This is a genomic window from Algoriphagus sp. 4150 (assembly GCF_031457395.1).
Classification (GTDB): Bacteria; Bacteroidota; Bacteroidia; order Cytophagales; family Cyclobacteriaceae; genus Algoriphagus.
This window is the reverse complement of record NZ_JAVDWS010000029.1, coordinates 1-26571: the sequence shown is the minus strand read 5'-3', so window position 1 is coordinate 26571 and position 26571 is coordinate 1. Positions and strand designations below refer to the sequence as shown.

The window sequence follows — 26571 nt, the reverse complement described above, 5'->3', positions numbered from 1 at the left end:
GATGGTTTTTCGCGATGAATGAGGATTGATCAGTAAAAATTGTTAAAATTTGATGCAGTCATTTACCACAGTTTACCATGAAAATCCCAACCCTCGCCCAACTCAAGAAAGAACTCAGCTATCTTAATGAGAAAGAATTGATCGATTTGGTGGCGGACTTGAGCAAATTCAGCAGAGACAACAAATCCTACTTATTTTTTAAGCTTAATGAAAAAGACCATCCCGGACTGTATCTGGAAATGGTGCAGGAGGAATTGGAAGCTGATTTTGTAATGGCAAGAGGTGATCATTCTTATTATGCAAAAAAAGCTGCCCAGAAGCTTCGCCGTAAAATGAACAAACTTCTCAAGCTGAGTAAAGTCAAAACAGATCAGATAGAAGTGCTTTTGTTTTTCTGTGAAAAGCTTAAGGAGTATGGCTTTTTGCGCCATAGAAATCCCGTTTTGGATAATATATATCAGATGCAATTGGGAAAGGCTGCTAAGCTCATTTCTAGTTTGCATGAGGATTTGCAGTTTGATTATGAAGGCAGAGTCGAGGAACTGATTGGGTAGGGGAAATTACGTGCTCTTACCTGATTGTACGTTGCAGAATTATGTATGCATTAAGGGAGAATTCATCCTAAAATCCTTCAGAACAGGCTCCAGCTGACTTTAGAAATGGGGGTTGACAAACTTGAACCCCAAAACGATTGCTCCATGAATATGCAGGCAGTTAGCACGGATACACATAATAAATATATGCTACTAGAAAAGTCGGGGAGATGCAAAATCAAGTGTAAAAATTACTCACATCTATACGCATGAATTAACAATGGAAATTTGGATAAGTAGTAGCATCATGAGTTAAATAGGGGAAGCTACTAAAAACTTCAGGGGGAACTGTGTTTGAAAAAAACAGCAAAAAAAAAAACATAACTATCTATAGTTTAAATATTTAAAATCGTAGATTAGGAAAGGTTTTTAGTTTTTTTTCACTTTTAAACATTTTTGAATTATGAATCCCTACAATTTTAGACTAAAGGGAAATGTCTCATTTGGCCTTTCCCTATTGATTATTTGTTTCACTTCCTGTAAAGAGTCGACCCCGGATTACGGTCATCCAGAAGATGAAAAGACCGTGAACAACAATTTTCCGGATTTTGGGAGAATGATCAGTCCGGCTGAATTTCAGAGCAAGTATCCCGGTGAGAAAGTTTTTAAACTGAGGCAGGATTATCCTTTGACCAAGCCGGATGATTCAGAGCTGCCGGGCTTTTTGAATATTCCATTTGATGAGGATGAACATTGGATGGAGTATATCAACGCCGTCCGGGATTATTCCTTTGAGGGAATGACCGAAGTGGACTTTGTAGCACAGGAAAACAAAACCAGAAACTGGTACCATATGCCTTGGATGCATTGGGGGCCACAGGGCTCAGAAGGCTTTCACGGCTTAGCGAAGGAAGCAGAGATTGGACCGTATCAGCTGGGTGAAAAACAGACCCAAGCTTATCAAACGTATGCATTGGGATTCTATAATGAATTTGCAGGCTACACGCTTGCCCAAATGTGGAAAGACGGAAATAATCCAGACCCAAATGCTACCCAGAGCCCAAATGGATTCCCAATAGGTACTGTGATTTTCAAACTCCTGTTTACAGATGCGGATGAATCTGCAGCAGACTATCTGGTAAATCCTATGACCTGGAATGCCTACGTCACACCTACTTGGAACAACGGCCTTGATACAGGAAGAGTAGTGAAACCCATGCAATTGATCCAGATGGATATGATGGTTCGGGATCCAAGAGCAGACAAATACGGGACGGGCTGGGTGTTCGGCACCTTCTGCTACAACGGTAAGCTAAATGATGGCAAAGAAGGATCCAGAAGGGCAGAGAATTTAGTGCCTGTCGGTATCCAATTTGGCAATGATCCCCAAGACACCACCAATTTTATCAATCCTTATCCTGTGATCAGGACCCTTATTAATCCAAACTTAAAGCAAACCAAAATAAACCCGGATTCTACTAAATTACCGCCACAGCATTTGGGTTGGGGAGGTCGTCTGGATGGCCCAGTTGATTTGAATACCTCATCCTGCATGTCTTGTCATGCCACTGCAGAATTTCCGAAAATAGCATCATTGGTGCCAAAGGAAGCATTTATCGGTGATACAAATGCTATGGGGCAGTTGACCAAATTAACCGAGACTGATGCAGCTGCTTTCAGAGCATACTTTCAAAATCTAAAGTGCGCAACTCCATATACAGAGACAGCGACCTCTGCTGATTTTTCACTTCAAGTTTCATTGGCTCTGGGATATTTCACCGAATGGAAAGATGAAAATGTAGCAGGACATTGGGTTAATGAATATGAGCGCATACCTACACCAATGCACCGGGATGGATCTCTAAAGATCGAATCAAATCAATAGCCATGAGTCATTATTCAGTTGCAAAATCATTATAAAGCTGCAAAAATAATCAGCATGGCATTGCCGCTTTGTGTAAGTGATATTTCCTACGAACAGAAGGTAGCTATCACTAAGCTGTAAAAGAATTTCAACCAACTTTTTATTACTATAACTACATACAATCATGTTTTTTCTAAGTCTTATATTTTAAACGCTATACCATGAACAATACTGTTTCATTTTTTCTCAACGGAAAAGAAGTTATCATCGAAAACCCTTCCACAGACCAATTATTGCTTGACTATTTAAGATCTGATGAAGTCGGATTGATAGGCGCTAAAAAAGGCTGTGGGCAAGGCGGTTGTGGTGCATGTACCGTAATCTTGTCCACTTGGAACGAGAAAAAACAATTGGCTGAACATAAGTCAATAAATTCGTGCTTACGGCCGGTTTGTGCACTTGGAGGCATGGCCATCACAACTATCGAGGGCACCGGAGGGATCAAAAGGCCCGAAAACAAACACCTGACCTTTACTCCTTCTGCTTCGAGAGGAGCGGCAAATAGACTCGATAGCTCACCTGCAGGATGGAACGAGGCTAAAGGGGCTTTGCTTCAAAAAAGTGAGCATCGAATTGAAAAAGCTTTTCAAACACTACAATCAAGCTTAGATGCTGAGATTTCTGTAAAATGCCTTTCTGAGGAGGAACATAGGGATATCCATGAGGGAATTAATCCTGTAGCCCATCGATTGGCAATTAACAACGGTACCCAATGTGGCTATTGTACGACGGGATTTGTAATGAATATGTCTGCATTCCTTTCCGAAAACCCATCTCCAACCAAAAAGGAAGTAGAGGAAATTTTTGATGGAAATATCTGCCGCTGTACCGGATATCGGTCAATTTTGACTGGAATGAAGACATTCGCCTCAGATTGGGACAAGGGAGACGAAAACAACCGAATGGTATGTATCACGGAAGATAAATGCCAAGAAGTAATGATTCATGATGCGATTAACATCCCGTTTCCGGATGCTGCAAAGGCGGCTTTACCTCCGGTATCTATTCTGAATTCGGACAAAAAATGGCTAAGCCCCGAGACTTTGGATGAGTTGAAAAGCATTTTGAGGAAAAACCCTCCTGAGACCACTAGAATAGTATCGGGTAACACATCTTTTGGCATTTATGCCAATGAATTTCCTTTAGTGAAATTGTTTGTGGACATTAAATTGATTCCGGATTTCTACGGAATCAAGAAAATGGAAAATGGGATAGTACTGGGGGCTTCTACTACTTATTCAGAGTTATTGAAATATCTGAATAAGTTAATTTCAGAAGAGAAGTATTCTCCTGTTTCCAGAATAGGAAGTTTGCAATTCATGTGTCACCGGACTGCGGGCATGATCGTACGGAATGCAGCTTCATTGGCCGGTAACACGATGTTGGTTCTTAAGCATATTATAAGTGGCGAACCTTTTCCTTCTGATCTATTTACCGCATTGCTTGCTACAGAATCAGAAATTCGGTTTTTGAGGGTCAAATCAGGCCGGGAATTCCGGATAAAAGTATCGGCTTTAGCCAGTCAACTTTTAAAAGCTCCGGAGATAGCCGATGATCTGGTCATCTTAGGCTATTTCCTACCATTTGGAAATACAAACGAAGTTGTTCTGGCACAGAAAGTAGCCTTACGGGAAGTGAATGCCCATTCTATTGTAAATAATTGCACGAGAATTGAGCTTTCTAAGGATCTAGAAGTCTTGGAAGCACAAATTGTATATGGGGGAATTGCCCCTATAGCCTGGCGAGCGACTACCAGTGAGCAATGGCTAAAAGGCAAAAAACTCAGTCTAGAACTCTTACCCCGTCTGACAGAAATACTGAAAAGGGAAGTAATCAAGGAATTAAAGGTTTGGGAAATGAGCGGGAGAATGAAAGGTCTTCCATCAGAAGGTTTTACGGATGAGTATAAAGTAAACCTTACTGTATCCTTTATTTACAAAGCTATTGTCAGAAGTTTGATGGAAAAATCCGGAAGTCAGGTTCCCAAAGACATTCGGTCAGCCGGGAAGATTGATTGGGGAAATTGGAATGTAAGTGACGGGTCTCAATTTTATGTAAATCAATCATTTAAATCTCCTGTTTCTCAGCCATATATCAAACTGATGGCCTTTCATCAGGCAATGGGGCAGGTGCATTATACGCATGAGATAAAGCTTCCGCCTATTGGGAAAAATGCGGCTTTCATCCAAGCTAAAAGATCCCTTGCCAATTTTCATTTTGTTGACCCCACAGCAAACAATAAAATTGATATTGGGGAATTGGAAGATTTCTTGGCTTCAAAATTCAGTTCCTTTTTTAAACTGATTTCCCATCAGGATATCCCTGTCGGAGGCATGAATTTGCAGGGGATGGGCTTAGATCAGCCTCTCTTTGCGACGGATAGTATCTTATATCCCGGTCAAGTGATCGCTATGGTCATCGCCGATACAGAAAAGGATGCGGTTGAAATAGCTGAATATGCTTCAGAATATTGTCTGGCTTATTCTCCTATCCAATGGGTAAACAAGGGAATTCCTTCTTGGAACAAGCAATGGCTAGAACCGATCATCAGCATAGATGATGCAATAAAAATGGGAAGTATTTTTCCTGATTGTCCCAGTACGGCATCATTTGTATCCCATATCTGGAAAATAACCAGACCGGGAACTGAGCTTTATTGGGCAAATCTGAAAAAAGACCCCTTGGAGAAAAAACCAAACCTTCGAAATGAAAAAATAGACGGAGCTAAATGTATTGTGGTGGAAAACACCCAAATCTCAGGAGAACAGGTTCATTTCTATATGGAAACCCAAGCTTGTGTCGCTTTCCCCGAAGATGATAATCAAATCTTGGTTCATCCTTCTTCTCAAAGTCCAATGGAGATGCATCAGACTGTGGCAAGCACATTAGCGGCTGAACATAACAAAGTAAACGTGGATATACGTCAACTCGGAGGAGGATATGGAGGCAAAACCGAACAGGCAAAATTCGTAGCTGCTCCTGTAGCTGTGGCTGCCCACAAATTAAACCGGCCGATTCGACTGGTCATGAAGCGGGAACATGACACCGCTATGATCGGCAAGCGGCATGGGTATTATGGGCAATATCAGATTGCAGTGGATCAGGGGAACCTTCGAAAAGAGGATAGGGGAATTATCAGGGGATTGCACCTTAAACTATGGGCGGATGGAGGAGCTTTCTACGATTGTTCCTATATCGTCAGCAATTGTGTACAGCTTAGGATAGACAATGCATACAATGTCAAGAATTTTGAAAGCCAATTAGATGTCTGCCGCACCAATAAAGCCCCCAATACAGCCATGCGTGCATTTGGGGATGTACAGGGAAAGCTAATTTTGGAAAACGCCATTGATGATGCGGCTTTCGCCATCGGTATGGATCCGACTGAACTCAGGAGAAAAAACATGTACATGAGGGGAGATGTCACACCTTTTGGACAGGCACTTTCTTACTGCTACATGCGGGATGTCTGGAAGTATGTGGAAGAGAAAAGTGATTACCAAAATCGCCTAAAAGGGGTAGATGCCTTCAATAGAGACAATAAATGGAAAAAACGAGGTATCTATATGGTACCTGTGAAATATGGCTCGGGCTATAATCTGGTCATGATAGAACAAGCTGCAGCCATTGTTTCGGTCTATTCCGGAGATGGCAGTGTTTCCATCAATCAAGGTGGCGTGGATATGGGCCAGGGAATGATGACAAAAGTAGAGCAGGTGGCTGCTTATGTGCTGAATATTCCGATGGATCTCATCCAAATTCACAGCCCTAATACCAGAGCTATTCCAAATCCCACCAGTACCGGGGGATCTACAGGTACTGCTTACAATGGAGAAGCTGTAAAACAAGCCTGTGAAAAGATGCGGTCGAGAATGACCGAATTTGGCTATAAACTATTAAAAGACAATGGAGATGAATGGTGCAAGTCACAGGGAATAGATTTCTGGAACTACGGTAAGGAGGGTTGGTCCGCTTCTGTCATAAGACCAAACATCGATCAATATCCAAAACTGATCTGGCAGAACTTAGTGGCTCTGGCATATCAAAATAGAATTGATCTCATCGCCTCCTTTACCGCGCCGATCCCCGGAGGAACAACTCCTATTCCTGCCATGACTTTTAAACCTGTTTCAGAAAACAAGGCTATTCCTGGAATAGATTTGGCAGATGTAAATTCCACCGCCGGCGGTGTAGATTCCTTTGTAGGATTCACCTTCTCAGCAGCCTGTTCCGAAGTAGAAGTGGATGTGCTCACCGGTGAAGTAAAAATACTCCGGTCTGATATTGTTTTCGATATGGGCTGGAGCCTCAATCCGGCAATAGATATAGGTCAAGTAGAGGGCGCATTTGTGCAGGGAGTAGGGTATATTCTTACGGAGAAGCTTGTTTTCGAACCGGAAGGAGAGGAGAAAGGAAGGCTGAATACCCTGAATACCTGGAGATACAAGCCACCGGCTATTACTACAATTCCTTTGGAAATGAACACTTATTTGTACCCAAGGGACAATTCTTCGGAAGTTCCTGAGAATCCAAATGGACTCTTTTCCTCCAAAGAAGTAGGAGAACCTCCGTTGGTGTTGGCGACAAGTGTATTCTTTGCCTTAAAATCTGCGATCAGAGCTTCCCGTTTGGAGAGAGGGCTTTCCGGATTTTTCAAACTGGATGCTCCAGCCACAGTGCAGGAAGTCAGTAGGGTACTGGATGTCACAAAAAAGGATTATAAATAATTCTGCATCGTATCTGACGAGGCTGTCTCATAACTTATAATTGTCGCATTGAGCAGCTTGCCTAGCTGTGGCGGGAAGTCGAAATGGGCTTAATTAGCGAATAAAAGGCTTCGACTTTCATGCCTTCGGCAGACTGGCTGCTCAGCCTGACAAGAAAAGCCTACTTATGAGACAGCCTCGTTTTTCTTTTTCAACCCGGATTATGCATTAGGTTTCGTCATAGCCTGTCCCGATTTTAATCGGGAAGGGCATTAATTGCAAGAAAATCAGACTGTTTGGAGAGTGAGTCCGCCGCGGCGGATATGGTGAACTCGAAAACAGCAATGTAATGGCTGATTTTGAAGCAATTAATGGCTGCAATAGAATTGCTAATGTATATTTCGGATTCAACTTATTGAAAACCAGTCTACTATAGTTTTCCAAATCGACCCGTGATAAAGTCTATTTTACATCCGCTATGCTTGAGTTAAATTATAGGAATTAAAAATTGGGATTCAAGTCCATAAAGCCTCATTTTTGGTGTTGGGAAAGTCACTATTTCTTTTCCTAAAAACATTTAAATATTTAAGCTACATGTTCGAAGGACCTGATTATCCCAAATCCATTAAAGAAGAGCTTTTTGAATCTTGGCTGGAAGAGGGCAGAGCCAGTAAGATCAGTTACCATTTTATGCTGATTGTCTGGAATGTCTACGATGAAAAGTATAATCCTGTCTATGTGGAAAGCCGTGAGGAGATAGAAAACTATGAGCTATATCCGGATGCCAAGGGTTCCGAAGCACTGATCGCGGTGTATGATTTGTATTCGGAGAGTAGGGTTAGCTTGGGAGCTTAATGGTGAGGATGTTAACAATCCGGTTAAGTGATGTTTGCTTTACAGGATTATACAATCAAAGCAATAATTAATTGCTTCCTACGGATAATTCTTTTATTTAGAAGGCTGAAAACCATACGCCAATGCTTAAAAGAATTACCTCTCTTGTACTTTTAGTGATGCTTGCAGCGGGCTGCAACAAAAAAAAGGAATCTGTTCCACAGGAGTTTAATGTGGAGTTCGACAAATTCAAATTAGAAAATGGTCTGGAGGTTATTTTTCATATTGACCGTTCCGATCCGGTGGTGGCCGTATCACTTACCGCACATGTAGGATCCGCCCGTGAAAAGGAGGGAAGAACTGGCTTTGCGCATCTGTTCGAGCATCTTTTATTCCTTGAATCTGAGAATCTTGGCAAAGGTGGTTTGGATAAAATGACTGCACGGATAGGAGGCTCGGGTGCCAATGGTTCTACCAATCGAGACCGCACAAATTACCTTCAAACAGTCCCAAACGATGCTTTGGAAAAAATGATTTGGGCAGAGGCAGACAAGCTGGGCTGGTTTATCAATACGGTGACTGATCCTGTTTTGGCCAAAGAAAAGCAGGTAGTAAAAAATGAAAAGCGACAGGGAGTGGATAACCAGCCGTATGGGCATACTTCTTATGTGATTGACAAAAATCTTTACCCTCAAGATCATCCTTACAACTGGCAGGTAATTGGTTCATTGGATGACCTTCAAAACGCCACCCTTGAAGATGTAAAAGAGTTCTTCAGACGCTGGTATGTACCCAACAATGTCACGCTTACCATTGCCGGTGATTTCGATACAGAACAAGCTAAGACGTGGGTAAAAAAGTATTTTGATGAAATCCCCGCAGGAGATCCTATAGTTCCACTGACACCAAGAGCAGGTAAAGTGGAGGCTACCAAGAAATTATATCATGAGGATAACTTTGCACGACTTCCGGAGCTCACGATGACTTGGCCCACGGTAGAGCAGTATCACAGCGATTCCTATGCACTGGATGTACTGGCAGCGTACCTTTCCGGCGGAAAAGAAGCTCCGCTTAATGTGGTATTGATTGATGACAAAAAGTTGACTTCCAATATAAGTATGTACAACGGTACTTCAGAATTGGCAGGGCAATTGGAGTTGTCTGTCCGTGCTTTTGCCGACAAAGACTTGGATGAGGTAGCAGCTGCAATCGAAGAGGCATTCGCAAAATTTGAACAAGAAGGTATATCTGAAAAAGATTTGGCCCGCATTAAGGCAGGACAGGAAACACGTTTCTACAATGCACTTTCCAGCGTGTTGGGTAAAGGTGTTCAGCTGACGCAGTATAATATATTTGCCCATGATCCCGGTTTCATCAATGAGGATATCCAAAACGTTTTGGCTGTGAGCATTGAGGACGTGATGCGTGTTTACCACCAATACATCAAAGACAAAAATTACATTGCTACCAGCTTTGTGCCCAAAGGAAATTTGACTGCTGCCTTGGAAGGATCTGAGAAAGCCGAAGTAGTAGAAGAGCAAATTGTCCAGGGTGCTGAAGAAAGTTTTGATGCTTCGATTCAGGCCAGTTATGAAAAAGTCCCTTCAAGCTTTGACAGGTCTGTTGAACCTCCGTACGGAAAATCACCTGAAGTGAAGATCCCGGAAGTGTGGGAGGAATCAACCGCCAATGGAATGAAACTCTATGGAATAGAGAATCATGAAGTGCCTCTGGTTCAATTTACCATGGTAATCGAAGGTGGGCAACTGCTGGATGATCCGAAAAAAGTAGGTGTAGCTAATTTATTGGCTCAGCTGCTTACGAAAGGCACGAAAAATAAGACTACTGCCGAACTCGAAGATGCCATAGAGCAGCTTGGTGCCTCTATCGAAGTATATGCCGGTACTGAGCGTACAAACATTTGGGTGAATACATTGAGCAGAAACTACGATGCGGTAATGGATTTAGTCAATGAAATCATCCTAGAACCGCGCTGGGACACCGTTGAGTTTGACTTGGCAAAACAAGCTACCATCAGCCGTATCCGTCAAATGGAGGCCAGTCCAAACATGGTGGCTCAAAACGAATTCAACAAGTTGATCTACGGAGAAGGGAATATCCGTGCCCAAAATATATTGGGAAGTATTGAATCTGTGGAAGAAATTACCATAGATGATCTGAAGATGTATTACGACAAGTTCATATCCCCGTCTGTCACCCGGATGCATGTGGTAGGAGATTTGGGAAAAGCCGACATTATCGCATCATTGAAGGATTTGACAAGTGCTTGGAAAAGTAAAGAAGTGATTGTTCCTGCTTATGAAGCACCGGCCAGGGCTGAAGCGGCAAAAGTATATTTTTATGATATTCCTGATTCAAAACAGTCCATGCTACAGTTTGGCTATCCCGCACTGACTTCTACTGATCCTGACTATTATCCTGCTGTGGTGATGAATTACATTTTGGGAGGGGGAGGTTTTGCCTCCCGGCTTACCCAAGAATTGCGGGAAGGCAAAGGATATACCTATGGGATCAGATCTTACTTCTCAGGTGGAAAAGTAGCCGGGCCTTTCAGCATCAGCAGTGGCGTTCGCAGCAATGTAACGTATGAATCGGCTCAGTTGATCAAGGATATTCTTTCGGACTATTCGGAAACCTATACGCAGGAAGACTTGGAAACCACCCAGAGCTTTATGATCAAAAGTAATGCGAGAGCTTTCGAAACGGCAGGTGCCAAGCTCAATATGCTGGAGAACATCAGTGAGTTTGGTTGGGATGCTGATTATGTCAAGGATAGAGAGAGAATCGTGAATGAGATGACGGTGGAAAGAGTACAGGAACTGGCAGGTAACTATCTGGATCCAAACAAGATGATTTGGTTGATCGTAGGTGACGCCAAAACACAATTGGAAGGACTTGAAAAGCTGGGATTTGGAAAGCCTGTGATGATCAACAAAGACTAGGTTTCTAATTTAAGTGTATGGAAGGTTATTGGTTTTTTTGCTAGTCAGCCGGGAAAAGTAAAGCTTTTCGATGTTTAAGAACACCCGGATAATACTAGTTCAGCAGGTTGGAGTTATTGATAGGAAAGGTTTAACAGTTAAATAATAGTTCATGGGAAACAAACATCAATGATGATTTTTCGTTATAACAATGTTAGTACAATTATTTATATTTGGTTATGGTAAAGACACTGACTAAAGTTGGAAACAGCAAGGCTTTGATTATTCCCGCTGAATTGATCAAAAAATATGGTCTGGATGAGGTGATTTTAGAAGAAAAGCCTGAAGGAATACTAATCCGTTCCGCAAATGAGGGAAGCAGCTTTCAACAAGCCGTAGATAAGCTACGTCAATATAAGTTGGATCTGTATGAGAGGATAGAGTCACAGGCCAATGAACCTGAAACCATTGCCTATTATAATAAGTCTGAGAACAACCTCTCTGATATTGACTTAGATATAATTGAATGATGAGGCAAGGAGAAGTTTGGTTAGTCGATTTTGCTCCGAAAATTGGTCAAGAAATAGATAAAAAGCGACCTGCAGTTATCGTCAATCACGATAGTATGGGAGTTCTTCAGTTAAAGGTGGTTGTTCCGATTACTGATGCCGGTAGAGCGGTTAAAGACTGGCATGTTATACTTTATCCAAATTCCGGTAATGGATTGACCAAAGAAAGTGCAGCAGATTGCTTTCAGGTAAAATCTATTTCCAAGGAAAGATTCGTAAAAAGACTAGGAATTCTGTCTGAAGCGGAATTAAACCAAGTCAAACTCGCACTGATGAAAGTATTGGATCTTTTATAAAATAACAAGATGGTCCTTTTCTAAAAGGTGGCAAGGGGGGCAGGCTAGCACCGGACATAATTCTAATACGTACAATTAAGCGGATACTCATATTGTTTTATGTGGCACAACTATGATACTTTAAAAATATATACTTATACCTTTTATGAGTAAACGAATATTATTTCTTGCGTTATCGCTGATATTATCTGTTAAATCTGTTTCACAAGTTATTTTTGAAAATGGATATTTTCTTAATGAATCTAACCAAAATATTGTATGTTTAATTAAAAACATCGATTGGAAAAACAATCCAACTGAGTTTGAATATATGCTATCCAAAGATGCAGTTTCTCAAAAAGCATCTATTAAAACTGTAAAGGAATTTGGAATTAATGGTGTTTCTAAATATGTTAGAGCTACTGTAAAATTAGATAGATCTAGTGATGATGTAGATAAGATGAGTTCTGATAGAAATCCAAATTTTCAGGAAGAGCAGTTATTTCTTAAAGTGCTTATTGAAGGTAAGGCCTCATTATTTCAATACGAGGAGGGCAACTTGAAACGGTTTTTCCATAGTTTAAATGATTCTGAAATAAGTCAATTGGTTTATAAGCGATATTTAAATGATAAGAAACTATTCCAAAATGATTCTTTCAAGCAGCAGCTTTTAAATGACTTAAAATGTCAGGATATTTCATTAAGTGATATTGAGCATCTCAAATATACTAAAAGAGATATAAAAGGAGTATTTATAAAATATAATGAATGTGAAGGTGATAGCTATATAGATTTTGAATCGAATCAAAAGAAAGATCTATTTAATTTATCATTTAGACCAGGTTTAAATTATAGCAACTTAGCAATACAAAATTCTTCCCTAGATTCAAGAGACGTTGATTTTGACGGAAAACTTGGTTTCAGATTTGGAATTGAATCTGAATTTGTTTTACCCTTTAATAAAAATAAATGGAGCATAATAGTAGAGCCTACTTATCAGTATTATAAAACTGAAAAAACAACCGAAACAAAAATTGTTTCAGGCGGGTTTCTTGTCTCAAAGGTAAATTATCAATCAATCGAATTGCCTATAGGAGTTAGGCACTATTTCTTTATTAATGATAAATCAAAAATCTTTGTAGATATTTCTTATGTATTTGATTTTAGTACTAATTCATCAATTAAGTTCACAAGGATGGATGGTTCTATGCTAAATTCATTAGAATTGAAGTCAAGAAGAAACTTAGGCTTAGGGATTGGCTATAAGTACAATCATAAATATAGTATAGGTATGAGATATCAAACCAGTCGCGAAATTCTAGGTGACTATCTTTATTGGGACTCAGATTATAAAACACTTTCTATGATTTTGGGATTCTCGGTGTTTTAAAACAACTGATAACACATGATCACCTGCCAATGCTCTGAATCCTAAGTAATTTTAACTCAAAAAAGTCGCCCGCTACAATTGCAAGCGGGCGACTTTTTTATTCTGTAGAACTGACCTACGACTCCATCCTCACGGGAGGCAGATACTCAGTGTAATAGCTGAGACTGTAAACTGCGACTGCCTACTGCGACTAAATACCCCTAGCTTCTTCAGCTAACAGCTCATTCTCATCCGCAAGTCCAGCTTCAATAAAAGCATCGATCTCCGGATTCCTCTCTTGACCTTTGTTCAGCAGTACTCCCAAGGCGATCATAGCCCCGATGCGGGTGCCCACTTTTTTGGCCGCGGTTTGGAATAGTGGTTCCAGTTCCTCATAAGTTACCTCTTCAGCCAAGCGAGCTATATCAGCTCTGGCGGCTGCAAGTTTATCGCCCGACAGATTGGTGTATTTCTTGGCTATTTTCTGAATTTCATTCAAAGCAGATCGTTGGCCTTGAGGCTGTCCTCCTCCTTGATTTGCTTGCTTCGCAGGCTGATTGTTCTGCGCAGCCGGAGCAGGTTGTTGCTTGGCCCAGGAATCACGCAAACCTACGGTCTTATTAAATACAAGTTTGTCGGCAGTAGAATCCTTATCTACAGTGAAGTAACCCAGACGTTGAAACTGGAACTTATCGCCTGTTTTGGCTTCTTTCAGATAGGGCTCCAGGTATGCCTCTTTGATCACATTTAGTGAATTAGGGTTGACAAATTCCATAAAGTTCTTGTCCTCGTGACTGTCAGGCGCTTCGTCCAAGAAAAGTCGGTCATACTCCCGTACTTCCGCTTTGATGGCATGCTGTATAGAAACCCAGTGAAGCGTTCCTTTTACTTTTCTGGTGCTGGCTTCAGTTCCGGTTCCGGATCTGGAATCCAAATCTGCAGTACAGTGGATTTCAATAATATTTCCTGCAGCATCTTTTACCAGAGATTCACCTTTGATGATGTAAGCGCTTTTCAGCCGAACTTCATTTCCCAGAGTCAGGCGGAAGAACTTATTGCCTGCTTCTTCTTTGAAATCTTCGCGCTCGATGTAGAGTTCTCCCGAAAACGGTAATTCATGAGTCCCCGAATTCGGGTCTTCAGGATTATTTTCGGCATCGAGGAGTTCTGTTTTTCCTTTCGGGTAATTGGTAATCACCAATTTCACCGGATCCAAAACCGCCATCACGCGGGTTGCGGTTTTATTCAAATCCTCACGGATGCAATATTCCAATAAAGAAACGTCCGTCACACTATCACGCTTGGAGATCCCTGAGAGATCAGAGAATTTGCGGATGGATTCCGGTGTATAACCTCTTCTTCGTAGACCGGAAATGGTCGGCATGCGCGGATCATCCCAGCCTGTCACGGTTTTGCTCTGTACGAGTTCGAGTAGCTTTCGCTTACTCATCACCGTATAGCTAAGGTTTCTACGGGCAAATTCCCGCTGCTTCGGTCTCAACTTGGCGGGATCATAGATTTGGTCCAGAAACCAATCGTATAATTCCCTATGCATTTTGAACTCCAGCGTACAAAGGGAATGTGAAATCTGCTCGATGTAATCCGATTCTCCATGAGCCCAGTCGTACATAGGGTAGATGCACCAATCAGTTCCGGTACGATGGTGTGCTTTTCTCACAATTCTATACAGAATAGGATCACGCATCAGCATATTTGGAGAAGCCATATCGATTTTGGCACGAAGCACGTAGCTTCCCTGCTCAAATTCCCCGGCTTTCATCCGCTCGAATAGATCCAAGTTTTCTTCCACAGATCGATCACGGTAGGGGCCAGCCACTCCGGGAGTTGTAGGAGTACCTTTTTGCACGGCCATAGCTTCTGCAGATTGCTCATCTACATAAGCCTTTCCTTCTTTGATCAGTTGAACTGCCCAATCATACATTTGCTTGAAATAATCGGAAGAATAACATTCCTGAGCCCAGGTGAAACCAAGCCATTGAATGTCGTTTTTGATAGCGTCCACATATTCCTGTTCCTCTTTGCTGGGATTGGTATCATCAAAGCGAAGGTTGACAGGTGCATTATGTTGCTCACCCAAGCCAAAATTGAGGCAAATGGATGCGGCATGGCCAATATGTAAGTAGCCGTTCGGCTCAGGAGGAAAACGAAAGCGAAGTTTGTCCGGAGAAAAGCCTGCGGCCAAATCATCAGCAATGATTTGTTCGATAAAATTAAGTGATGCGGATTCTTCAGTCATAGATCAAAATTGAAAATCAAAATTAAGTCAAATGGCTTGAAAAGCAACTAAAGAAGGCAAGTGATTAGGGTTTGATGATTGTGGTCTTGTCAGGTTGGGAAATAGAAAATTGTTCCCGTGCCAGATATGGTCTGGCAACGGACGAGGTTTCTAAAGATCCCCAGCGTTTTGACTTTCTTATTATGATTACCTGTTAAGTTTTCCACCGGGAAATCTCAGAAACCGTATGGGATAGAACTGAGGGATAATTTTTAACGACTCTATATTTCAAGGATATTCGCCTGTCTCTTCAATGGATATATAGTTCCTGAGGTATTACTCTACTCCGGTAGATTCTTGCAGTTGCATAAGTTCATCCACTTTTTCCTGAAATTCAGGCTTTGCAGGGATTTTAACTACATTTTCCAGAAAATCGATTGTACTGAAAAGTACGCCTTCCCAGTCTCCTGAGGTAATAGAACTTCCGATCACATGATCGCCGGAGTTTGCGAATGCCTTTTCCCGCTTTAGTGGCTCCGGAGTAGAAATCTCTTCAAACATTTCCTTCATCTTAGGTACCGATACCACCAAGTCTTGGGCTTCATTGTCCTTATAATAGTAACCCAAGAATAAGGGTTGTTTTATTTTTTTGAATGTATTTTCATTCATGTTGCTATACATAAGGACCGCAAGGCTTTCATAGCCATTGATATGGTAGTCTTCTGACCAGTACATGGCTTTTTCACCTTCCCGAACCTGATGGATCATTTTCTTCTTCATCATAGTCATTTCCATTAATTTTTCTGCCCAAGGATTGAAGAATGCAGAAAGCTTCTCTCCATAATCTCTAATGGCCGGAGAATAGACGACTACGGCTTTGATATCCGGCTGCTGGCTAGCCAAAAGTAAGGTCAATGCTCCGCCCATCGATGTGCCAACCACAATTACCTCATCTCCCAGACTTTTCCCGATTTGATATGCTTCTCCGGCAGCATTGGCCAACGCCTGTGGACTCATGTATTCCAGCCCATTATCTCTTTTTATGCCATGATCAGGAAGTCGGGTCACAAAGAGATTGGCACCGAAGTGGGAGGCAAGGAATCTGTGAACAGGGTCTCCCTCCATGGGACTGGCACCAAATCCATGGATATAAACAATAGAATAGGGCGTCTTGCGCTTGTTTAGGCTATCTGCCCATACAATATAGGCTTCGTTTCCCGGTTTTAGTCCTACGACAGTATCTTCTCTTTGATCTATATAACTTCGTAATTCGGCCAGACGGGTAGGTACGTCGGGAAATTCAATTACTAATTCCTGGTTCTTCACCTTAGGACCCAGCATATAGACAATGGCAAGCACCATGGCTGCGGCAAAAATGCCCAGTAGTATTTTTCTTAGCATAGTATCATTTGGTTAAAAGAATAGGTGACAGTGATTTTAAAAAACCGATAATCAGTAAAATTTAATCAAATCTAACCATCTAATTAAATCGAAATGCGTTATTTGGTATTAAATAATCTTAAACTAAATTATATGAAGCGAGTAATACTTGGATTTCTTTTGTTACTAAGTTGCCAGTTAGTGATGGCTCAGGAAGCAGAGACCAGACCGGCAACTCAAACTGTTTTTATAGAGCTGGGAGGGGCAGGCCTTCCGTATAGTTTCAATTATGATTTCCGCTTCGACAAATCAAAACGTGATTCTTGGGGTATGAGAGTCGGTTTTGGAGGTTATGCAATAGACGGGGATTCTTTCTACTCCCTTCCCGTAATGATAAATAAATTATACGGTAAGGGAAATCACTTCTTTGAAATGGGTTTGGGAGCTACTTTTATCGCTTTTAAAAATGATAATTACTACTATGATAACTGCTATTACGATCATAATGGCAATTATATCTGCAATCCCGTCTCAGGAAGCAATTCCGAAACTAGTTTCATATTGGATATAGACGGGTCTCCATCCGTCATGGGAGTTTTGAATTTTGGCTACAGAAGAATGCCTACTGACGGTGGTTTTATGTGGAAAGTGAACTTAAATCCCATTTTCAACAACAATGGATTCTGGCCTTTATTTGCCGGGATGGGATTTGGTTATGCTTTTTGATAAAAGGACGTCAGTATGACAGTCCTTCATTGACGTTTCAATCTTAACGTATAATTTTAGATAGCACCGGGTTTCTACTCGGTGCTATTTTTGGTTTTCCACTAAGGGTAAATACAAAGTAAACTGTCTATGCTTTATCTGCTAAAGATGATTTGAAAATGTTTCTCAGTTGAAGGAAAACGAAGAAATCCTGAATTATTAAGCATTGCAGTTGAGAATGGTGGTAGAAATGATTCTTTCATTTCCACTCCATTCCTGAATATGCTTTTCCATTTCAGATTGATCTAGATCAAGTAATCCATACTCGGGAAACAGATTCATTGAAATCCACGTACATTTGTATGCAAGCAGACTAGTTAGTATTGTAAATCAACAGTTTATTCTTTAAAACTATCTGTTTATGAAATTGAAACGAATTAAATTTCGATTACTTGCTTTATCTGCGTTTTGCTTAGGTATTGCTTCTTTGACATCTTGCGACTCGGATCTTGAGTTGGTACAGTCCATTAATGAGGAATTTTCGGGGATTACCTCCATCGAGATCGAATCCTCATTCCTTGATGTGACTTATCAGGGAAATGAGAACTCCCAATCTGTATATCTTCTGGGATCCTTGGAGTCGAGCAGAAGGGGAAATTATTCTATTGAGTATCGAGTGGATCGGAATAAGCTAATTATCGAAGTGAAAAGGAGCGGTATTGGCTCCGGCAACAACCGTGGTTATCTCAATCTTTCGGGGCCCAAGTCGATGAATATCGATTTGGAAGCGGGGTCAGGAAATATTTTGATAAACAATGTTTCTTCGCAGGAGTTTCAATTTGACGGTGGATCCGGTAATCTGGAGTTGTCTCATATAAGTGCTCCACGTCTTGATTTGGAGCTAAGCTCGGGTAAGATTATTGCATCATATTTAGTAGGTGATGTAGAGCTGGAGATCTCTTCCGGTAACGCAACTTTCTCGTATGTGGAAGGAGATATAACCGCAGTGGGATCTAGCGGAAATTTTGATTTCAGTCAGATTAATGGGAAAGTAAACAGTTCCTTGAATTCCGGAAACGGATCGTTGAATAACGTTCAAGAGATTGGTAAACTGAAAATTTCTTCAGGAAATTATAAGGTAGATGCTTCTTACTTGGGAGCTAATACACGATTTGAAGGAGCATCAGGGAATTTTGATATAAAGACAGACTCCGATTTGAATGATTTCAACTTTGATTTGAAATCATCCAGCGGAAATCTTCGAGTAGGGGGAAGCACTTCTTCCGGGTCATTGAAGATCGATAACGGTTCTCCTTATACCGTGTCAGGTGTTGTCTCCAGTGGCAACATCCAAATAAGGAATATGTAAAAAGTTGTTTACATCACCCCAAACCCGGCTTAGGCCGGGTTTTTTTAGTTTAACCACAGGGAGCACGGAAATTTACTCGGAGGCCACAGTTTAGTGTTTTTCTACACTTAAACTTATTTTTCTGCCCTATGTTATCCTGCTTTTCCGGAAGCCGGATCTGATATATACTCTCATTCCCCTAGTGTCATGTCAATGCTTAAATGACGGGTAAGGCGGTAGGGTATTTTGGACTAGATCAAGGCACAAAAAACGAGCATAGCCGTAGCTATTTGAGGCTTTTTGTAACGCAGAGATAGAGCAAAAGACACCCCTGATTACCCGTTGGTTTAGGCTTGACACGACACTGGTGGAAGTTCACATCAATGAATGTCTGGCAGGGCAGTCTGAAGACTGCATTGATATAGGTTCGAGACTGAAGTCTTGAACCAGAAGCTATTCACTTTCATAGAATGCCTAAAAAACAACCTGTAATCCACCGGTCACTCCTCCAAAACTACGATAGATGCCTGTAGAAGTAGTTCTTTCGTAAATATTCCAGCCACCGGTGATGTCATTCTGTCCCGGATCCAATACAGCGAAATTCAGGCTTGGTCCGGCGAAAACTCGAAGATGGTTGCCAAACCGGTAGCCGGGGAAGAGGTGGAAAGATTGGATTTGATTTGTTACTTCTTTGAAATCACTGGTAGTAAGACTTATAAATTCAGTATCTAGAGAAAAGTTGTTTTTAGGAAGCAAGTGTATCCCCAATCCTGCCGCCAGCCCAACCGGTGTATCAATAGCTCGGAGACTGTAAGCAACCCCCAGAATACCGTACATTTTTCTTCCTCCGGAGCGTAAAGTCAGATGTGTGAAGCTTGATTCATCAATGGCTGCAGAGAGATTTATTTCTCCATTTCTAATAAAGTTCAGAAAGCCAATGGCATAATCATTTTCTTGGGCAATATTAATCAACGCAAATTGAAAGCCATTGACTTTTTTAGCCCGGTTGATGATCCCGGATAGTTGATGATTTACTGTATCACCCGCTAAGTTGGAAATTCCGGCCCATTGGAATCCAGCTGATTTGGAGGTGTGATTGGCAATGCCGGCTAGCTGAAAGTGGTTTGACTGCTTTGCATGGTTTACTATTCCGGCTATCTGTACATCGGCATCGTTATTCACCCTATTGACAATTCCTCCGATTTGTAGTCCTGCTACATTCCCCTGTACATGATTGTATACTCCACCGACTTGTAATCCATTTACATTTTTGTACACTGAATTATAAATTCCGCCCACCTGAAGACCTTTGGAGCTTCCACCGACCATGTTAAATATTCCGGCAAACTGTACATATTTGACATCTCTTTTATTGATGTTGAAAATTCCGGCAGCTTCAAATCCCTCAATTCCCGCAGTATATCCACCGATTAAATTCAAGGAGAAATTGCTGATTGTTTGGCTGCTAAACATGCCTTTGGAACTGAGTCCGGGAGTTAGAGACATTTGAAATGGACTTTCTGCAAAGAAACTTCCCACATTCATTCCCTGAAGCCGTTGTCTGAAACCAATAAACATTCTTCCCAAAAAACTGTCTTCCAATTCCCTGGTAGTACTGTCTCCGGGTAGGTATCGAAACAGACGGTTTTCCTTTTCGGAAACTATGCTTACAGTGGGCAAAAGGAAAAAGGTAGTATCTCTATAATTCTCCTTGCTTAGTGTGAGCCAAATTGACGAGTCCGATTTTTTGTATTTCAGTTTGAAATATCCTTTATCATTAGTTAGGGTGGAAGCAAGACTGTTTCTGTCATAAATACTTGCCTGACTTACTCCTTCATTTGTGCGGACATTTTTTATATAGCCTTTGACGGTTACCGTTTTGAATCGGGTATCCATTTCAGCATCCAGATCAAGTTTTTCGGGGGCATAGCGTATGATGATATAGCCCGGCAATTCCTTGTATTCATAGGCATCCCCAAGTTCCTGCATAAGAAAATCACCCATTGTACCTGAAAATTGCCGGGCTTTTAACTCATTGTTCAGAGGAGGAAGAGTGCTCTCGTAAGAAAAGTAAAAATTATTCCTGGCGGAAAGTGTATCCAGCATTTGACGCAGACTGAGGCCTTCAGTTTGTTGAATCTCAACTTTTTTTTCCAGCATCATCTGAGAAAATCCTCCGAAAGAATTGATCAAAAATAGGAAAAGTAGGAGAGAGCGCCGAAAAAATGCTTTGGTGTGCAACATTTGGATTGAAGTAATAAAAAACCTGAAAATTGAGTGAATTTAATAAAGTAAGGACTATGATTTTTTCAACCATAGCCCTTTATTTTAAAGAATGCTACTGACTACTCGATGATGATGGTTTGATCACGTTGGGAGATTTTCAAATTCAAGGTTTCCCTGATCACATCCAAGTTCTTACTGAGCGATTTATACTCCAATGTAGTGGTAATAGGCAAGTCCTTGAGTTCTTCTCTTTCGATCACAATGTCAGCGTCATAGGCCTCATTCAATATAGCTACCAAGTCTTGCAGTGGAATCCTATTGGCCTGGAATTTTTTGCTTACATAGTAATCGTAAAGGGTATTCTCAGGACTACTCTTTTCCATAACGCCTGTTTGTTGATTTACCGAAAGCTTTTCGTCCGGCATAAGCAGTTCTTTATTCCCATTGATTTCGACTTGTACAGAACCTGTGATTACAATTACTTCAGTGATGTTCCCTGCATTTTTGACATGAAAGCTAGTTCCCAAAACGGTAATCTGAACTTTCTCAGCTTGAATTATAAAGGGTTTCTGCTCATTTCTTTTCACGTCAAAAAACGCTTCTCCACCTTCCATCCTCACTTTTCTTTCCTTGCCAAAAAGCTTCTGCGAGTAGTACAAACTTGTATTTTTATTCAAAGTGACTCTAGTGCCATCCAGCAGAGGAATCTCAATAGGAAGATTTTCTGACTGAAGTTCAATCGAGCTGAAATAAGCTCTTCCTGACTGGGGAAGAAAAATAGAATAGACCCAAGCGGATACCAAAAGCAAGGTGATGGCAGCGGCGTATCTGAAAAGGCTGCCATACAAAAAGCGTTGATTTTGCTTGGGTGTACCGGTTGTTTTCTCATCTCTTAGTTTGATGAATTTCCCCCAGGCTTCATTCTCATCCACGTCGCTTTTTTCCAGCAAGAGTTTGCCTGAGTTCCACACCCACTTTATTTCTTCAAATTGCTTTTTATTCTGAGGGTCACTTTCGATCCATTCCTGCACAGCTTTGGATTCCTCTATATCGCTTTCCTGAAGCAAATATTTGATCAATTTTTCTTCGTTTATGGTTTCCATAGCTTATAGATTTATCAGAAATAGTAAAAGCAAAGGAAGAAATTCGGCCAATTCTACCCGGAGTGTTTTCAGTGCTTTGCCCATATGTGCTTCCACAGTTTTGAGCGAAATCCCAAGCCGATTGGCTATTTCCTGATATTTCAATTCCTCAAATCTGCTGAGATTAAAAACCATTCGGCATTTTTCCGGTAGTTTTTCCAGCGCCAATTGAAACCGCTCATGCAACTCATTTTCTTGACCTCTGATCTGCTCGCCGATCTGCTCAGGTTTTCCCTGAGTCATTTCGTAATGCGCATGTTCCCAATGCTTTCGTTTCACTTTCTGATGGTTGATGTAGTTCAGACTGTCATGATACACAGCCCGGTAGAGATAAGCTTTTATGGAGCTGTTTATTTCAAGAGATTCCCGCTTTTCCCAAAGTTTTAGAAATACACTCTGAACGATTTCCTCGGCAGCTTCGGACTCTTTCAGTATAGCCGAGGCATACGCATGCAAAGGCTTAAAGTAAGTTTTGAACACGGTTTCAAATGCCTGTTCATCGACGAGTGTAAGTGTATTTGACGGCTGTGGTAGTTCTTCTGTCACCTGCGATTTTTGGATGCTTCATTGATAGGACAAGCTGAGCCGGTCTTACCCTTAGTGCCTTTGGTAAAATTATGAAAAAGCTGGAAGACCGAAGACGGTAGACGGGAGAATTAGTCTTCTGTCTTCAGTCTCCCGTCTTAGAACCTCACATTCAGACCTGCAGTGAATCCCAGAACAACTGATTGGTAGTTCTTTCTGGATTTCTCATCCCAAATCACCAATCCCGAGTGCTTGACTTTATCCAGATCATCTGAGTGGATATAGGAAAGATTTGGCCCTGCGAAGAGATGAATACGCTCGGAGATCTTCAGTGCAGGGAGCAATTGGAAACTGAACTTGGAGAATTCCTTGTCTTCAAAATCAGTCAGGTATTTGCTGACACCTTCCACATCCAGTCGAAAATTATTGCTTTCCAGTAGATTCCAACCCAAACCTCCTTCAAATCCATACGGCAAATCTGCTGCTTCAAAGTTGGTCCCCACTCCAAAAATTCCATACAAACGCTTGCCGCCCGAGCGAAAAGTAAGAAAGGAATTGAGGTTTTCGTCTATGGAAAGTCCCAATCTTTTGTCTCCGTTTTTCACGATGTTGATCAAACCTATGGTGAGATCGCTGCTGTCTGCTATATTGATCAGACCGATTTGCATGCCTTTGACAGTTTTAGCCCGGTTTACCAGTCCTGAGATCTGAATCCCGTCCACCTGATCAGCTACATTTGAGATTCCGGAGATTTGCATGCCCTTCACATTTTTGGCTACGGAGGAAATTCCCCCTACTTGTACCCCGTCTATTTCGGGTGAAATGTTGGCAATGCCCGCTACCTGAAGTCCGTTGACAGATCTAGAGATATTGGCAATTCCGGCCACCTGAAAACCATACACACTGTCAGCTACATTCGCGATTCCGACGAATTGGCCTCCTGTTACATTTTTGGCTGTATTGAACATCCCCGAAGCCTGAAAAGCTGAATTTCCCAAGTTTATATTGCCTACTCCTGCTATTTGAACGGATTTGGTAGCGTCAGCACTTTGGTTCAGGATGCCTGCCACTTGGACTCCGGTTACTTTTCCGGATACATTGTTCCAGAGACCGGAAATCTGAGCGCCTTGAAGATCCCCTCTGACTATACCTGCCAAACCATAGATCGCGGCGCCGGTTTCTCCCCCGGAAAGTCCCGTGAGTAAATGAAGGCTGAAGTCGTTGGTATAATCAGCCGCTGTCGTTCCGTGGGTAGAAACAGGATAAAATAAACCCAAATGGGCAGGGCTTTTCTCCTGAGCGTAAGAAATTGAAATTATTCCCAAGAAAAGGAATGAAAGTAGGGTGATTTTTAATTCTAAAGTTTTCATTGATTTGTTTGTAAAAGGTGTTTAGTTCCCGCAGAAAAGGTCGCTGATTGGCGAAGATTAAAGAGTTCATCTACCACGCTGTGTTTGTGCCGGCCTCTTCAGATAGCAGAAAGTTCTAATTCCTGCAGGCTCTTTTTGGTGAGCGTTATCCTGCTTCTCCAGAAGCTGGATTTAATTCCCGCTTTTTCCTATTTGTACCTGCCGCGTCGATTGGTCGGAAGGCCAACTGCATGAATGTTTTTTAGCAAAGGATCAATCAAGCAGCAGAGCAATCAATTGTGAAGGGGCGCTGATTTGGATGATTTTATGGTCATCGAGTTCCTTTTTGAGTGCATACTCCAGCTCGAAAATCAATCCATTCAGGAAGATTTTATCCATTTGGAGGTCGAAGATGAAGTGGTCGTGTTTTCGTGCTCCGGTCAATACGATTCCGTATTCGCCAAAAACTTGGGTGATTTTTCGGAGTTGGTTATATTTTCCCATTCTGTCGTTTTTTGTGGTGTCGTATTTATGACAGCGGTGGCTGGGATTACCCTTAGTTGGAGATGAAAAAAAGTAAAATTAAACCGCAAAGCACACAGAGGTTTTCGCAGAGAGCCGCAAAGAACAGTTCATTAAGAAAAAATACCTCGAACCTTAAAATATCAGTTCAAGCAAGCTTTGTAACTTTTCCAAAGTTTCCAACTTTGGAAAAGTTAATTTTTGAATTTGATTAAACTACAACCCTGAAGCTACTGATTTTAAGCCTCTTTCATTGATCAGTGATTCTCTTACTTTAAGCTTTCTAAACGCCTGAATTGGATCAATTGCGCCGCCTGATCTGCGAATGGCTTCGGCAAGCAAAGGACGAAGATCTGTCCTATAGGCATCCTGCAAAATTTCCTGGGCTCCCGTCACGTCATGAATTTCCTGTGCTGCTTCTAAAGATTTGCTGTCCACTAATAGAGCTTGTACATAAGCGAGCTTGATTGCCTGGACGGATTGGATCAGGTCTTCCATAGGATCCTTCAGATTATGGCTGGCATCGATCATCCAGGAAAGTGGCGGATTTTTTGTCTCCTCAAAACCTTTCACCAGCTCCTGAAAAATCAAAAATAACTGGTATGGCTTGATGCTGCCCACGGTCAGATCATCATCTCCATATTTGGAATCGTTGAAATGAAAACCGCCCAATTTTCCTTCTGTCATCAGGGTAGCCACGATCTGTTCTATATTTGTATTGGGCAAATGGTGACCTAGATCCACAAGTGTATATGCTTTTTTGCCCAGCTTATTTGCCAATAGAAAGGAAGTTCCCCAATCCTGTATGACCGTGCTGTAGAAATAAGGTTCATAGGGTTTGTACTCTATAAGAAGCTTCCAGTCTTCAGGCACGAATTTGTAGATTTCCTGTAGAGACAAATGCGTGTTTTCCAGAGATTTTCTGAGGCTATGCTGACCGGGAAAACTGCTTCCATCTGCCAACCAGACTGTCAATGCTTTGGAACCCAATTTCTCTCCAATCTCAATTACCTGCTTATTGTGCTCCACAGCCAACTCACGAACGGCGGATTCAGAATTGGCCAAGGAACCGAATTTGTAACTATTTTCCTGATTGGCTTGGTCTTGAAACGTATTTGAATTTACGGCATCAAAGCCGATTCCTACTTCTGAAGCACTTTCTTTAATGGATTGGTAATCATTGGGTATATCCCATGGTATATGAAGGGAAACTGCATTGCTGGATTGATTAAGGGCATGAAGGATTCCAACATCCTGAATTTTCTGAATCAAGGTCGCCGGTTCTCCACCGCCTGAGAATCGTCCAAACCGGGTTCCGCCGGTTCCCAGCGCCCAACTCGGGATGGCTATTTGCAATTGCTGAAGTTTGGAAATCAGCTCTTCTACCTTGTAGCCTTTCCTGTCCAGGCTTGCTGCCAGAAATTCAAAGTTTCTGGCATGCTCACTTAATTTTAATAAATTCTGATCTTGTATTTGATCTGGTGTAAGTTTCATAGGCTTATTTTTTAACCGCTAAGGACACGGAGAGTGACACAAAGGGCACAGTTACGTTGTTATTCAAAATTGAGTTGTCCTGACTGTTGTTGTCCTGCTTCTCCAGAAGCTGAACTATATTTTGGTTGTTTCCCGCAGATTTTCACAGAAAAGGTCACTGATTATAAATATTCTTAGCAGTTGGGCTTTAATGATAGATGCCTGGCTTATCCAGAAGTAGGACTTTATTTTTTTTTAATATGTATATCCGCTTTTCTTCCAGTAAAACAATAAAAGCATAATAGGATTCGGAAAACACTAGCGTCAAGGTTACTTCGGTCACCCGTCTTCGGTCTTCCGTCCAGTAAAGCAAAGAGAATAGGGGTACCGGCATCATTACGGATAATCACATTTTTTAATATGATTATCCGCTACTTTGCCAGTAGGGTTGAATTCCCGCAATTATCAGTCGGTCAAAGAGTCTTTCCCCAAAATATCTACGGTTGAGCTTGT

Annotated in this window: 18 protein-coding genes; 10 read left to right on the top strand and 8 right to left on the bottom strand. The window is 41.5% G+C overall.

The window, feature by feature from the left end; translation table 11 throughout:
• The first annotated feature begins 77 nt into the window (after positions 1-77).
• From J2X69_RS22665 to J2X69_RS22630, 8 genes are all read left to right on the top strand, one after another.
• Positions 78-554 (top strand): hypothetical protein, encoded by a 477-nt coding sequence (locus J2X69_RS22665; RefSeq protein ID WP_310108471.1) that lies wholly within the window; start codon positions 78-80, stop codon positions 552-554.
• Between the two features lie 442 nt (positions 555-996).
• The gene (locus tag J2X69_RS22660; protein WP_310108468.1) at positions 997-2418 is read left to right on the top strand and encodes a hypothetical protein; all 1422 of its coding nucleotides are present in this window, start codon (positions 997-999) and stop codon (positions 2416-2418) included.
• A gap of 200 nt (positions 2419-2618) precedes the next feature.
• Positions 2619-7184: a molybdopterin cofactor-binding domain-containing protein gene (locus J2X69_RS22655; RefSeq protein ID WP_310108466.1), complete on the top strand. Its 4566-nt coding sequence runs from the start codon at positions 2619-2621 to the stop codon at positions 7182-7184.
• A 573-nt stretch (positions 7185-7757) separates the two neighbouring features.
• Positions 7758-8018, top strand: a complete 261-nt coding sequence (locus tag J2X69_RS22650; RefSeq protein ID WP_310108465.1) for a hypothetical protein — start codon at positions 7758-7760, stop codon at positions 8016-8018.
• A gap of 122 nt (positions 8019-8140) precedes the next feature.
• Positions 8141-10960, top strand: coding sequence for a pitrilysin family protein (locus tag J2X69_RS22645; protein WP_310108462.1), 2820 nt, complete (start codon positions 8141-8143; stop codon positions 10958-10960).
• 218 nt (positions 10961-11178) lie between these two features.
• Complete coding sequence (locus J2X69_RS22640; RefSeq protein WP_310108459.1) at positions 11179-11469, top strand: AbrB/MazE/SpoVT family DNA-binding domain-containing protein; 291 nt, start codon at positions 11179-11181, stop codon at positions 11467-11469.
• Positions 11466-11804, top strand: coding sequence for a type II toxin-antitoxin system PemK/MazF family toxin (locus J2X69_RS22635; protein WP_310108456.1), 339 nt, complete (start codon positions 11466-11468; stop codon positions 11802-11804). The genes J2X69_RS22640 and J2X69_RS22635 overlap by 4 nt, the downstream gene beginning before the upstream one ends.
• Before the next feature lie 145 nt (positions 11805-11949).
• Positions 11950-13173, top strand: coding sequence for an outer membrane beta-barrel protein (locus J2X69_RS22630; RefSeq protein WP_310108454.1), 1224 nt, complete (start codon positions 11950-11952; stop codon positions 13171-13173).
• Between the two features lie 190 nt (positions 13174-13363).
• Here the strand turns inward: J2X69_RS22630 and J2X69_RS22625 are convergent, their stop codons facing one another.
• Positions 13364-15409: a glutamine--tRNA ligase/YqeY domain fusion protein gene (locus tag J2X69_RS22625; protein ID WP_310108452.1), complete on the bottom strand. Its 2046-nt coding sequence runs from the start codon at positions 15407-15409 to the stop codon at positions 13364-13366.
• Between the two features lie 315 nt (positions 15410-15724).
• The gene (locus J2X69_RS22620; RefSeq protein ID WP_310108448.1) at positions 15725-16789 is read right to left on the bottom strand and encodes an alpha/beta fold hydrolase; all 1065 of its coding nucleotides are present in this window, start codon (positions 16787-16789) and stop codon (positions 15725-15727) included.
• Positions 16790-16921: 132 nt separating this feature from the next.
• Between J2X69_RS22620 and J2X69_RS22615 the strand changes: the two genes are divergently transcribed.
• Both J2X69_RS22615 and J2X69_RS22610 read left to right on the top strand, forming a co-directional pair.
• Complete coding sequence (locus J2X69_RS22615) at positions 16922-17494, top strand: hypothetical protein (RefSeq protein ID WP_310108445.1); 573 nt, start codon at positions 16922-16924, stop codon at positions 17492-17494.
• Positions 17495-17894: 400 nt separating this feature from the next.
• Entirely contained in the window at positions 17895-18842 is a 948-nt protein-coding gene (locus tag J2X69_RS22610) for a DUF4097 family beta strand repeat-containing protein (RefSeq protein ID WP_310108443.1), read from the top strand.
• 453 nt (positions 18843-19295) lie between these two features.
• On the opposite strand, the gene J2X69_RS22605 is transcribed toward J2X69_RS22610, so the two are convergent.
• From J2X69_RS22605 to J2X69_RS22580, 6 genes are all read right to left on the bottom strand, one after another.
• Positions 19296-21014, bottom strand: coding sequence for a hypothetical protein (locus J2X69_RS22605; protein ID WP_310108440.1), 1719 nt, complete (start codon positions 21012-21014; stop codon positions 19296-19298).
• Between the two features lie 152 nt (positions 21015-21166).
• Complete coding sequence (locus J2X69_RS22600; protein WP_310108437.1) at positions 21167-22150, bottom strand: FecR family protein; 984 nt, start codon at positions 22148-22150, stop codon at positions 21167-21169.
• Between the two features lie 3 nt (positions 22151-22153).
• Positions 22154-22735, bottom strand: a complete 582-nt coding sequence (locus J2X69_RS22595; RefSeq protein ID WP_310108435.1) for an RNA polymerase sigma-70 factor — start codon at positions 22733-22735, stop codon at positions 22154-22156.
• 137 nt (positions 22736-22872) lie between these two features.
• A complete protein-coding gene (locus tag J2X69_RS22590) occupies positions 22873-24084 on the bottom strand; it encodes a hypothetical protein (protein ID WP_310108432.1) in 1212 nt (403 codons plus the stop codon).
• A 252-nt stretch (positions 24085-24336) separates the two neighbouring features.
• Complete coding sequence (locus J2X69_RS22585; RefSeq protein ID WP_310108430.1) at positions 24337-24567, bottom strand: acyl carrier protein; 231 nt, start codon at positions 24565-24567, stop codon at positions 24337-24339.
• Positions 24568-24801: 234 nt separating this feature from the next.
• On the bottom strand, positions 24802-26079 hold the full coding sequence (locus J2X69_RS22580) for a sugar isomerase (protein ID WP_310108426.1): 1278 nt from the start codon (positions 26077-26079) through the stop codon (positions 24802-24804).
• Positions 26080-26571 lie beyond the last annotated feature (492 nt).